The sequence below is a fragment of the Faecalicatena contorta genome (genome assembly GCF_021531995.1).
GTDB classification, from domain to species: Bacteria; Bacillota; Clostridia; order Lachnospirales; family Lachnospiraceae; genus Dorea_A; species Dorea_A contorta_A.
In genome coordinates this window covers 1-11,459 of record NZ_JAFBIZ010000100.1, presented here as the reverse complement: position 1 = coordinate 11,459, position 11,459 = coordinate 1, and the positions used below count along the sequence as shown (strand labels likewise).

The following is an 11,459-nucleotide window of genomic DNA, read 5'->3' as shown; positions in this document are numbered from 1 at the left end:
GCATCCAACCGTTCAAAAAGTCGAATGCTTCTTATATCCTATTGCTTATTTTGTTTATTTGAAGATTTTAATATTCCCTACCAGTGGCAGTGGTTTCTTCGTCCCCTTACATGCACTCACAATTCCCATAATCACAATAATGAAGATCGCAAAGCCTGCAACATCCAATACTCTGGACAGAATGTTATTTCCAAAATCAGTAAAGGAATACAGACCGAACACCGCTTCTCCGTCCAGCAGATCCAGAATTGCAGAGATCACCCACAGGGAGATCCCCTGATTCAAGTGCTGTTTTACATACTCCGAATTTTTATTGCCTGCAAGAAGCGGGATCAGTACCAGAAATCCAAAATAGGACAGAATGCCCATTCCCTTATTCTGTCGCACTTCCTCCTGTGGAAAATATTCCTCCTGCGCCTGTCCATATGTATTCTGTTCATATGTATTCTGCGTGTAGGTATACTCCTGGGTATTTTCCTGCTGGTCTCCTCCCTGTGCTGCCTGTACCGGAATCTCGGCACCGCACTTCGGACAGAATCTGGTCCCGTCCTCTGCTTTATATCCACATTTCACACAATATGCCATCTTTTAATCCTCCAGTCCCAGAATCTCCGCCAGTACTTCAATGATAATCTCATTGGTACAGGATTTGACATATCCCATCATATGAAGTGAGATCTCATCCTGCCTTTTCGCCTCTGTAAGTGCCGGATTCTGATTTGTTTCATTGATCAGCTGAATCAATTGAGGGGTAAGTTCTTCATATGTTTCCATCGTTGTCTGTGTCACCAGTTTTCTCAATTCCTCTTTCTTCGTTGGTATCATCTTATCCTCCTACCCGAAACTGCGGACTTTAAAGTCTCGCTGTGCTTCTCTTTGCTGGTCTTTCTTGGCGATATCCTGACGCTTGTCGTATAATTTCTTACCTTTTGCAAGCCCGATCTCTACTTTCACCAGACTGCCTTTGAAGTACACTTTAAGCGGCACAATTGCCATTCCTTTTTCTTTCGTCTTACCCATGAGTTTGTTGATCTCCGCCTTATGCAGGAGAAGCTTTCGCACTCTCAGTGGATCCTTATTAAATATATTTCCTTTTTCATACGGACTGATGTGCATCCCATAGATGAACACTTCTCCATTCTCTATGCGGATAAATGCCTCTTTGATACTGCATTTTCCCATCCGAAGTGATTTTACCTCCGTACCGTGCAGAGCGATTCCTGTCTCATATGTTTCCAGGATAAAATAATCGTGATATGCTTTTTTGTTGTTGGCAACCATCTTACCATTGCTTTTCGCCATAATTCATATCTCCTTCATCTGCAATCTCAAAATCTATTGTTCGAAGCAGCCGGTCGGTGTCGATCACTCTGACCTTAAGCTTCTGTCCCAGTTTATATATCTTATGTGTATGAATCCCCAGCATCTGATAATGCGCTTCCTCATATTCATAATGATCATCCGTCATATTTACAACGTGAACCAGACCTTCAATCGTATTGGGGAGTTCCACATACATTCCCCACTTGGTGATTCCGGATACCACACCTTCAAATACTTCTCCTATGTGCTTCTGCATATATTCTACTTTTTTCAATTTGACCGTTTCCCGCTCTGCCTCTTCGGCACGACGTTCCATCTCACTGGAATGCTTCGTCACTTCCGGAAGGATGCTCTGGTAATGCGCAATCTTTTCCGGTGTCATTCTGCCTCTTAAGTTATCCTTGATGATCCGGTGAATCTGAAGATCCGGATATCTTCGAATCGGAGAGGTAAAATGCGTATAGTAATTCGCTGCAAGCCCAAAGTGCCCTGTATTCTCCGGGGTATATCTTGCCTGCTTCATGGAACGAAGCGCCAATCGGCTGATCAGTGCCTCTTCCGGGGTATCTTCCACTTTTGCCAGAAGCTTCTGGATCTCTTTCGGACGGATCTCATTGGTTCCTATATGCATCGAATATCCGAAATTATTGATAAATGTCGCAAGTGCACGTATTTTTTCTTCGTCCGGCACCTCATGTGTGCGGTATACAAAAGGAAGTTCTCTCCAGTAGTATTCTTCAGCTACCGTCTCATTAGCCAGAAGCATGAAGTCTTCGATGATCTTTGTTGCCACATTTCTGTCATATGGTCGAATCTCAACCGGTCTTCCTTCTGCATCCAGAATCAACTTTGTCTCTGGGAAATCAAAGTCAATGGAACCTCTCTGTGTTCTCCGCTTGCGTATAATCCCGGAAAGTTCCTTCATAAGACGAAACATTGGTACATATTCCCGGTACTGTTCGATCTCTTTTTCGTCTTCATCTTCCAGTATCTTCTTCACACTGGTATAAGACATCCGGCGATCTACACGGATCACCGTCTCTGCGATCTCATGATCCGTCACATGACCGGATGCATCCACCTTCATGATGCAGCTGAGTGCAAGCCGGTCTTCTCCTTCATTCAGTGAGCAGATTCCATTGGAAAGCTTATGAGGAAGCATCGGAATCACACGATCCACCAGATATACACTGGTTCCACGCTCCTTCGCTTCCCGGTCAAGCGCACTGTTCTCCTGCACATAATTGGTGACATCCGCGATGTGAACCCCCAGAATGTATCCATCCACTTCCCTGGTCACAGACACCGCATCATCCAGATCCTTTGCATCTTCGCCGTCGATCGTCACCATCTGCCACTCCCGCAGATCCTTTCGTCCCGCCATATCTGCATCACTTACAGGCTTTGCAACCCGATCGGCCTGATTCATGATCTTTTCCGAAAATCCTACCGGCAGATCATAACCTTTTACGATCGACATGATGTCCGTTCCCGGATCATTGACATGACCGATGATCTCTACTACTTTTCCTTCCGGTTTCTTTCCCGGTTCTCCGTAAGACGTCAGTTCCACTACTACCTTGTGACCATCCACGGCTCCTTTGGACTGTTCCACCGGTACAAAGATATCCTGCGCAATCCGCTGATTATCAGGGATTACAAACCCGTAATTCTTTCCCGGACGCATCTGATACAGGCCCACAACTTTTGTAATTCCCCGCTCCAGAATCCGTACCACTTTGCCTTCCCGACTGCGGTCCTTCGGTTCTCTTATGACCACAACCTCTACCCGGTCTCCGTCCAGAGCACCTCCGTCTTCCTGTTCATCGATATAGATATCCGAATCTTCTCCTTCTATCATGACAAAGCCAAATCCTTTCAGGCTTGCGCGATACGTTCCTGTAAGTCTCCTGGCCTCTCCTTTACAGTACTTTCCCTTTTTGGAAAGATAAATCCTGCCTTCCAGCTCCAGATCTTCCAGAATCTTTCTCAGATCCTCCTTCTGCTCTTTTGAGACCTGCAGAAGAATGGCTATTTCTTTGAATTTCATAGGGATATACAGATCATCACAGATCAGATCGTAGACAACCTTTTTCCGTTTTTCATATAATGGATCCATCTCTTTCGCAGCCCCCTTATCATTTTCTCCCATTACACAAATGAGACACCCCCTTACAGGAGTGTCCCACCATTTTCCTAAAAATATGCTAATCCTACGCAAATACTTTTAAATTCAACACTGCTGCCAGTACAATAAACAGAATCGCAAGGAATTTTGTAGACTTCACCAGTGCACCTTCAATTGAACGACCCTTGTTCTGTCCCCAGTAAGAATCAGCCATACCACCAATGGTACCAAGCCCCGCTGACTTACCTTCCTGCATTAATACGATCGCTGTCAATGCGATACAGTCTATTGCAAATATAATCATCAAAACAATTTTTAAAATCTCCACTTTTCACACCTCCTGCGGATAAACCACATTTATTCTAGCACAGGAAACCTCATATAGCAAGATAAATTTAGGATTGTCGCAAATCTTTTGAACATTCTCCCAACCATTATCTTCTATTCCTCTCTGGCAAACGGATTCTCATAAATGGCCACATCTGCAAGCCTCTCTTCAATCCGCAAAAGCTGGTTGTATTTTTCCACACGCTCTGACCTGCATGGTGCTCCCGTCTTAATCTGTCCCGCATTAAAGGCTACTGCTATATCTGCAATCATAGAGTCCGCCGTTTCTCCCGACCGATGGGAAATAATCGTATGGTAACCGGCATTCTGGGCCATGGTAATTGCATCAAAAGCCTCTGTCAGTGTCCCAATCTGGTTGATCTTGATCAGAATGGCATTGGCTGCATGTCTTCGGATTCCCCGCTTAAGCCTCTCTGTGTTGGTCACAAACAGATCATCCCCCACAAGCTGTGTATCCGGCCCCATTCTGGTTGTCAGAAGTTCCCATCCTTCCCAGTCATCTTCATCCAGCGGGTCTTCGATAGACGCAATCGGAAACTCCTCCGTAAGATCGACATAATAATCTATCAGTTCCTCTGCGGAGCGGATGACTTTTCTGCCTGTCATCTTACCTTCTCCCTCAAATACATATTTTTTGAAATTTTTATCATATAATTCTGTTGCCGCCACATCCAGCGCGATCATTATATCCTCACCGGCCTCATATCCCGCAGCCCCCACTGCTTCAACCATGTACCGCAGTACTTCTTTTGCATCCTTCAAATCCGGTGCAAATCCTCCCTCGTCACCGACTGCGGTTGAATATCCATCCCTTTTAAGCAGTTGTTTCAACCTGTGATATACTTCTGCGCACATCCGAAGGCCTTCCCGATATGAGCCTGCTCCCGTCGGCATGATCATAAACTCCTGAATATCAATGGTGTTATCGGCATGCTTTCCCCCATTCATGATATTCATCATCGGAACCGGCATCCGCTTGGCATTGGTACCTCCCAGATAGGAATACACAGGCATTCCCAGAGCCGCAGCTGCTGCTCTTGCAGCCGCCATCGATACTCCCAGAATCGCATTGGCCCCCAGATTAGACTTGTTCTTTGTTCCATCCAGCTGAATCAGTATCTGATCCAACGCCGCCTGATCATATACATTCATTCCAATGATTGCAGGTGCAATCTTTGCGTTAACATGATCTGCAGCATGTCCAACACCCAGACCTGCATATCGTTTTTCATGGTCTCTGAGTTCCACTGCTTCATGTTGTCCTGTAGATGCTCCCGACGGAACGCTTGCTCTTCCACAGAATTCATCTCCTGCCAGCAGTTCTACTTCTATTGTAGGATTTCCTCTGGAATCAAGGATTTCTCTTGCGTACACATCTGTAATCGGCAGATATTTATACATCATATTTCCTCCTTCCACAGAAAATATTATGTACGAAATGCATAGTTATAATGCGGTTTTTTCTTATATTATTTCCGTAAACACCATCATCTTTTTCGTGTATCTACAATTGTTACTTATTTCAAGCACTCGTTTACCCAATTAATAAAATTCTCTGTTGAATTGCCGGTTCTCTTTGCCATAGTGTGTCCGGCACCCCAAACAGTCTCAAAGTCAACCTGTCTTCCGTAATTTTCCAATGCCAGTGTCAGATTCATTTCTGTAAACAATGCTGTGTCTCCCTGTGCAATTCCTGTCCGGATACGCCAGTATTGAGCCACATTGGAAGTCTGATATCCTTCATAATAATCACTCAGATAATACATAGGATTATACATATTAACACGATAATCCACCGTGTTTCCAAGTGTGTCTTTCTTTTCCAGATCTGCGGCATAGGAAGCTCCATAGGTCTCATTGTCTTTGAGCAGTTCAGTCATGACAGAATCAAAGTGCGCACCATTTCCATCATTGTAACCAAAGAGCATATTCTCTCCCTGTGTTGCATTCAAATCATCAAATGCTCCCACGCTTTTGCTTGCCTTCTTGCAGTTGGTAACAAAGTCTTCAATACTTGTAATGGTGGCTGTATTCGTTTCGCTGTCATATGATACCCAGGTGTTATCTTTATTCAGACTGTCAATATAGTCCTGAACTGTCTCATAAGTTACACTCTCTGTTTCTGTCTGTTCCTGCTGATCACGGTTTATGCCATCATTCTTCATCTGCCTATTCTCATCTGCAAAGCCTTCGACGTTTTCTATATCCGGCAGTTCTTCATTTTCAAATCTTCCTCTGCCCTGACCTCGGCCTCTCTCATCTGCCCCTGACCGCTTGATGCAGGTGTATAAGGAAATGTAGTATCAGCTAAAAAGTTGTTCAGAGATCTCTCCACTCCTGACTTGACATAATCATAGTAACTTCCCGCCTGATAAATTCCATCTTCTGACTGGGTGAGTGTGAGAACATTGCCCTCACTGTCCTTAAGTCCAAGTTCATTGATATACTGTGCAAACGCCTCTGCCATACCATCAGACAAAGCCTGCATGTCTTCATCAAGATTGCTTCGTGTCACTCCCATATTCCACTCATAAGCTTCATCTGCATAATCCAAATTTGTAATCGGGCACCAGCACATAGAACCTGCCACAGCATCACTGACTCCTTCCACTGCTCCGATTGCCTGCAGATACGGCGTGTACAGTTCACTATCACCGGTTGCTCCCATCAGTGCACTCTGGGCTCCTCCGCCACTCATTCCAAATGTAAAAATCCTGTCTATGCGTCCGGCACAAAAACACCCAGAATTTCATACTCTTCTGCTGCCGGATGTTCACAATACGAGATTCCAACCTGCCAATACACACCGTCACTCTCATTGTAATTCCATTTAGAATTGTCAATCCTGGACAATGAAGTGATTACTTCTGTTTCTGATTTCTCTGTGTTCTCCCCTGCATCATCCTGCATCGTGGAATTAACATTCCCTTTAGAACATCCCTCCAACACCAAGGATACCATAGCGATCATTGCAAATATTCTTTTACATTTCATTTTATACTGTTTCCTTTCTGTAAGTTACAACTAACCAACTTCTTAATATTTTATCACGACTTTGTGTTTAAGTTGTGTTTTGTTTTAAGTCCGGAAATGAAAACAGACATTCCAATGATCGCAGATGCAATCTTTCCGTTAAGCAGTTTTTCTTATGCTATTAAGCAGTTTTTCTTATGCTATTTCCGTTGACTTTTCATATAGTGAGCGTTACAATCGGAGATGGTAAAAGAATGTTTTTTTCATTACAAAAGAATTACATTGGGGAATGTTATTATGAAATCACAATTTAAAAACTTTGCTCTTCTTACCGTCAGTACACTGGTCATGGCGGTAGGTATCTATTTTTTCAAGTTTGCCAACAACTTTACGTTCGGCGGCATCACAGGTCTGGCCGTTCTGATTGCCAGATTTTCACCACTTTCAGCCAGTGACTTTACTTTTATTGCAAATATGCTGCTTCTTCTGCTCGGGTTCATCATTCTCGGCAAAAAGTTTGCAATCAAGACAGCCTACAGCAGCATCTTATTGTCTATATCGTTGTCTCTGCTGGAAAGACTATGCCCGATGGATGGACCTCTGACCGACCAGCCGATTCTGGAACTGATATTTGCCATCGTGCTTCCCGCATTCGGTTCCGCGATTCTGTTCAACATCGGTGCTTCCAGCGGCGGAACAGACGTCATTGCCATGATATTGAAAAAATATACCAGTGTCGATATCGGAAGGGCTCTGCTTCTGTCCGACCTTTTGATCACACTTGCCGGTTTCTTTGTATTTGATATTCAGACCGCTCTGTACTCCTTCCTTGGACTGAGCATGAGATCTACGCTCATTGACAGCTTCATCGAAAGTCTGAACCGCTCCAAATACTTCAACGTTGTATGTTCCAATCCGGAAGAAATCTGTTCTTATATAAAAAATAAGCTGAACAGAAGTGCCACGATCGTTCTGGCACAGGGAGCATTCTCCGGCGAAGACAAATACATTGTCCTGACAGTATTAAGTCCGGCAGAGGCTGTAAAACTTCGAAACTTTATCAAAGCCACAACACCGGATGCATTTCTTCTGATATCTAATACCAGTGAAATTATAGGAAACGGGTTCCACTCTGTCTAGAGTGCAACCCGCTTTTTATTCCTCATATTTATTTTCTAACCAGAATTCGCTATTCGACAATCAATCCCTGCGCTCTGATCACATCGATTACCTGATCTACATATTTCGCACACAGTTCATCTGTTTCTGCTTCCACCATAACACGGATCACCGGTTCTGTTCCGCTTTCTCTCACAAGGATCCGTCCGTCATCTCCAAGCGCCTCTGCCACTGCGTCCACCGCTTTTACTACTTCCGGATTCTCACGTGCAGTCTTCTTATCTGCCACACGAACATTCTTCAGAAGCTGCGGATAGATGGTCACTTCTTCTGCAAGCTTTGCAAGGCTTAACTTTTTCTCCAGAATGACTTCCATGATCATAAGAGAGGTCAGGATACCGTCTCCCGTCGTTGCATGTTTGCTGAAAATGATATGACCAGACTGTTCACCGCCAAGTGAATAGTTATTCTGAACCATATTTTCATAGACATACTTATCCCCGACTGCTGTCTTCTCATACTTCAGTCCAACCTTGTCGCACGCCTTATAAAGACCCAGATTGGACATGATCGTTGTAACGATCGTATTCCCGTTCAGACGTCCGTTTTCTTTCAGATATTTTCCACAGATGTAAAGAATCAGGTCGCCATCAATCACATTGCCATTCTCATCAACTGCGATACATCTGTCCGCATCTCCGTCATAGGCGAATCCCACATCCAGATGATTGTCTTTCACATACTGCTGCAGCACCTCGATATGTGTAGAACCACAATTGGTATTAATATTGGTTCCATCCGGCTCACAATTAATGACATATGTCTTTGCTCCCAGTGCGTCATATACACTCTTTGCAATGGCAAATGCACTTCCGTTAGAACAGTCAAGACCAACCTTCATGTCTTCGAAAGAGCGGGTTGCCAGTGAGATCAGATACCCAATGTACCGGTTTCTGCCTGCTGCGTAATCTACGGTACGGCCGATATTCTCTTTTTTTGCCAGCGGAAGTTCTCCCATCTCTCCGTCAATATAACTTTCAATCTTTGCTTCCACTTCTGCTTCCAGCTTATGTCCTTTTCCGTTGATTACCTTGATTCCGTTATCATAAAATGGATTGTGGCTCGCAGAAATCATGATTCCACAATCAAAATTCTCCGTTCTTGTTACATATGACACACTTGGTGTTGTTGTCACATGGAGCAGATAAGCACTCGCACCGGATGCAGTAAGACCTGCAACCAGGGCATACTCGAACATATAACTGCTTCTTCTTGTATCTTTTCCGATGACTACTTTTGCTTTATGATCCTGGCCGTAATACCATCCAAGGAATCTTCCAACCTTGAATGCATGTTCTACTGTCAATACTTCATTTGCTTCTCCACGGAACCCATCCGTTCCAAAATATTTACCCATATTGATTAATCTCCTTTATGCAGTTTAACACATCTGCCGATTTTTTGTACAATCAGCATCTACACCTTATCTATTATATATGCTTTTTTCACATTATACAACCCATAATACAGCAGATCCGAGATCCGTATTCTAAATTAAAGAGGGTACAGTATTCGCACCTGCACCCTCGTATATTCTCTGAAACCATTCAAATTCTAATGATGGAACAGACGGATTCCGGTAAAGGACATCACCATTCCATATTTGTTACATGTTTCAATTACATTATCATCTCTTACGGATCCACCCGGCTGCGCAATGAATTTTACACCACTCCTGTGCGCACGCTCAATATTATCACCAAACGGGAAGAATGCATCTGAGCCAAGAGCTACATCTGTCATCTGATCCAGCCATTCTCTCTTAGCTTCTCTTGTAAACACTTCCGGTTTTTCCTTGAAGATCTTCTCCCATGCTCCGTCTGCCAGTACATCCATATAGTCCTCTCCGATATACAGATCGATCGCATTGTCCCTGTCTGCACGTCTGATGGAATCAACAAATGGAAGATTCATTACCTGTGGTGCCTGTCTCAGCCACCAGTTGTCTGCTTTCTGTCCCGCCAGTCGTGTACAGTGAATTCTGGACTGCTGTCCCGCACCGATACCGATTGCCTGTCCGTCTTTTACATAACATACAGAATTGGACTGTGTATACTTTAAAGTAATCATGGAAATAGCCAGATCAATCTTCGCCTGTTCCGTCAGTTCTTTGTTCTCTGTCACAATATTTGCAAAGAAATCATCATCAATCTTCAGTTCATTTCTTCCCTGCTCAAATGTAATTCCGAATACATCCTTATGCTCCAGCGGCTCCGGCACATAATCCGGATCAATCTGGATCACATTGTAATTACCGTTCTTTTTCTGCTTCAGAATCTCCAGTGCCTCCGGTTCATATCCCGGCGCGATTACACCGTCAGACACTTCTCGCTTGATCAATTTTGCAGTATCCACATCACATACATCAGATAAAGAGATAAAATCTCCGAAAGAAGACATACGGTCTGCTCCTCTGGCTCTTGCATACGCACTGGCAAGCGGGGATAATTCCCCGAGATCATCTACCCAGTAGATCTTTGCAAGTGTATCGCTGAGCGGAAGTCCGACTGCAGCGCCTGCCGGTGATACATGTTTGAAGGAAGTTGCAGCCGGAAGTCCCGTTGCTTTCTTAAGCTCACTGACCAGCTGCCATCCGTTAAACGCATCCAGGAAGTTAATATATCCCGGTCTTCCGTTCAGTACCTGTATTGGAAGATCCTGTCCATTAGCCATGTAGATCTTTGACGGTTTCTGGTTTGGATTACATCCATATTTTAATTCTAATTCTTTCATGTCTGATCTCCTTATTGATTCTTATTCACAATTCTGGTTTCATATTTTCCTGTTTCAATATCGATAAAACGCACGAACAGGGACACTTTGTTATCTGCATTCAAACTGTTCCATAATGTCTCTGTAAATGCATCCATATCATCCGGAATCGCAATCAGCTTTGGTTCCCCTTCAAAACTTGGAAGCGGATTACCGTCACACTGATATGTATGAATGAAATGCCCCTCTCCTGCAGCCGGATTCTCATACGCAAATGTATAGCGGTTACAGCTTTCCGGATTACCATTGTTGCTCTTCAGGATTGACATAGCGTAATTGTAATTTCCCTTTTCAATGTGCATGATACCTGAAATTCTAGGTGTATAATTCGGGCCGTCCGGTTCAAATTCTCTGCTTCTTAATGACTGTTCAAAAGTCATCTGACGATCCATTCCCTCATAGATCGTATCTGTCTGGTCTCCATTTGTTACAATTGTCTTATTCCCCAACACGCGAACCGGCGCATAGATGATAAGACTCGGGTCTGTCAGTTTTGACGGATCGTATGCCTGCGTACGAATTCCTTCTCCTTCCTCCACAAAGATACGATTACGGCTGTTCTCACTTCTTCCCATAATAAAGTATGCTGTCACCGCTTTGGTTCCGTCCGCGCTTTTTCCTATGATGATCCCACGTCCCGGATAAGAATTATTCTGCAGTTCTTTCTCAATTGATAACATTTCCATGAATACGTCTCCTTTTCATTGGTATTTTGACCTGTTATTTTATTATATAT

At 43.9% G+C, this 11,459-nt stretch carries 13 protein-coding genes; 1 reads left to right on the top strand and 12 read right to left on the bottom strand.

Annotated features, from left to right (window positions below; translation table 11 throughout):
- Window positions 1–54 precede the first annotated feature (54 nt).
- The 9 genes from JQM82_RS12180 to JQM82_RS12140 form a co-directional block, all read right to left on the bottom strand.
- Entirely contained in the window at window positions 55–585 is a 531-nt protein-coding gene (locus JQM82_RS12180) for a zinc ribbon domain-containing protein (RefSeq protein WP_235250609.1), read from the bottom strand.
- A gap of 3 nt (window positions 586–588) precedes the next feature.
- A complete protein-coding gene (locus tag JQM82_RS12175) occupies window positions 589–825 on the bottom strand; it encodes a hypothetical protein (RefSeq protein WP_235250608.1) in 237 nt (78 codons plus the stop codon).
- Between the two features lie 9 nt (window positions 826–834).
- Entirely contained in the window at window positions 835–1,302 is a 468-nt protein-coding gene (gene smpB / locus JQM82_RS12170; protein WP_235250607.1) for an SsrA-binding protein SmpB, read from the bottom strand.
- Window positions 1,283–3,442 (bottom strand): ribonuclease R, encoded by a 2,160-nt coding sequence (gene rnr / locus JQM82_RS12165; RefSeq protein ID WP_235250606.1) that lies wholly within the window; start codon window positions 3,440–3,442, stop codon window positions 1,283–1,285. The genes smpB and rnr overlap by 20 nt, the downstream gene beginning before the upstream one ends.
- A gap of 94 nt (window positions 3,443–3,536) precedes the next feature.
- On the bottom strand, window positions 3,537–3,779 hold the full coding sequence (gene secG, locus JQM82_RS12160) for a preprotein translocase subunit SecG (protein WP_235250605.1): 243 nt from the start codon (window positions 3,777–3,779) through the stop codon (window positions 3,537–3,539).
- A 113-nt stretch (window positions 3,780–3,892) separates the two neighbouring features.
- Window positions 3,893–5,200, bottom strand: a complete 1,308-nt coding sequence (gene eno / locus JQM82_RS12155) for a phosphopyruvate hydratase (RefSeq protein ID WP_235250612.1) — start codon at window positions 5,198–5,200, stop codon at window positions 3,893–3,895.
- 116 nt (window positions 5,201–5,316) lie between these two features.
- The gene (locus JQM82_RS12150) at window positions 5,317–5,964 is read right to left on the bottom strand and encodes a hypothetical protein (RefSeq protein ID WP_235250604.1); all 648 of its coding nucleotides are present in this window, start codon (window positions 5,962–5,964) and stop codon (window positions 5,317–5,319) included.
- Between the two features lie 35 nt (window positions 5,965–5,999).
- A complete protein-coding gene (locus JQM82_RS12145) occupies window positions 6,000–6,497 on the bottom strand; it encodes a hypothetical protein (RefSeq protein WP_235250602.1) in 498 nt (165 codons plus the stop codon).
- 20 nt (window positions 6,498–6,517) lie between these two features.
- A complete protein-coding gene (locus JQM82_RS12140) occupies window positions 6,518–6,793 on the bottom strand; it encodes a hypothetical protein (protein ID WP_235250601.1) in 276 nt (91 codons plus the stop codon).
- 276 nt (window positions 6,794–7,069) lie between these two features.
- On the opposite strand from JQM82_RS12140, the gene JQM82_RS12135 reads away from it, so the two are divergent.
- Complete coding sequence (locus JQM82_RS12135; protein WP_235250600.1) at window positions 7,070–7,912, top strand: YitT family protein; 843 nt, start codon at window positions 7,070–7,072, stop codon at window positions 7,910–7,912.
- A gap of 49 nt (window positions 7,913–7,961) precedes the next feature.
- On the opposite strand, the gene glmM is transcribed toward JQM82_RS12135, so the two are convergent.
- From glmM to JQM82_RS12120, 3 genes are all read right to left on the bottom strand, one after another.
- Complete coding sequence (glmM, locus tag JQM82_RS12130; RefSeq protein WP_235250599.1) at window positions 7,962–9,308, bottom strand: phosphoglucosamine mutase; 1,347 nt, start codon at window positions 9,306–9,308, stop codon at window positions 7,962–7,964.
- A 197-nt stretch (window positions 9,309–9,505) separates the two neighbouring features.
- A complete protein-coding gene (locus JQM82_RS12125; protein WP_235250598.1) occupies window positions 9,506–10,684 on the bottom strand; it encodes a phosphoribosylaminoimidazolecarboxamide formyltransferase in 1,179 nt (392 codons plus the stop codon).
- Window positions 10,685–10,695: 11 nt separating this feature from the next.
- Window positions 10,696–11,409 carry an IMP cyclohydrolase gene (locus JQM82_RS12120; RefSeq protein WP_235250597.1) on the bottom strand — a complete coding sequence of 238 codons (714 nt, stop codon included), beginning with the start codon at window positions 11,407–11,409 and terminating at the stop codon, window positions 10,696–10,698.
- Window positions 11,410–11,459 lie beyond the last annotated feature (50 nt).

Coding starts and splice junctions, on each gene's coding strand:
- JQM82_RS12180 (WP_235250609.1), bottom strand. CDS start 585: ATGGCATATTGTGTGAAATGTGGATATAAAGCAGAGGACGGGACCAGA.
- JQM82_RS12125 (WP_235250598.1), bottom strand. CDS start 10,684: ATGAAAGAATTAGAATTAAAATATGGATGTAATCCAAACCAGAAACCG.
- JQM82_RS12175 (WP_235250608.1), bottom strand. CDS start 825: ATGATACCAACGAAGAAAGAGGAATTGAGAAAACTGGTGACACAGACA.
- JQM82_RS12145 (WP_235250602.1), bottom strand. CDS start 6,497: ATGAGTGGCGGAGGAGCCCAGAGTGCACTGATGGGAGCAACCGGTGAT.
- smpB (WP_235250607.1), bottom strand. CDS start 1,302: ATGGCGAAAAGCAATGGTAAGATGGTTGCCAACAACAAAAAAGCATAT.
- JQM82_RS12120 (WP_235250597.1), bottom strand. CDS start 11,409: ATGGAAATGTTATCAATTGAGAAAGAACTGCAGAATAATTCTTATCCG.
- JQM82_RS12140 (WP_235250601.1), bottom strand. CDS start 6,793: ATGAAATGTAAAAGAATATTTGCAATGATCGCTATGGTATCCTTGGTG.
- glmM (WP_235250599.1), bottom strand. CDS start 9,308: ATGGGTAAATATTTTGGAACGGATGGGTTCCGTGGAGAAGCAAATGAA.
- JQM82_RS12135 (WP_235250600.1), top strand. CDS start 7,070: ATGAAATCACAATTTAAAAACTTTGCTCTTCTTACCGTCAGTACACTG.
- eno (WP_235250612.1), bottom strand. CDS start 5,200: ATGTATAAATATCTGCCGATTACAGATGTGTACGCAAGAGAAATCCTT.
- JQM82_RS12150 (WP_235250604.1), bottom strand. CDS start 5,964: ATGAAGAATGATGGCATAAACCGTGATCAGCAGGAACAGACAGAAACA.
- rnr (WP_235250606.1), bottom strand. CDS start 3,442: ATGGATCCATTATATGAAAAACGGAAAAAGGTTGTCTACGATCTGATC.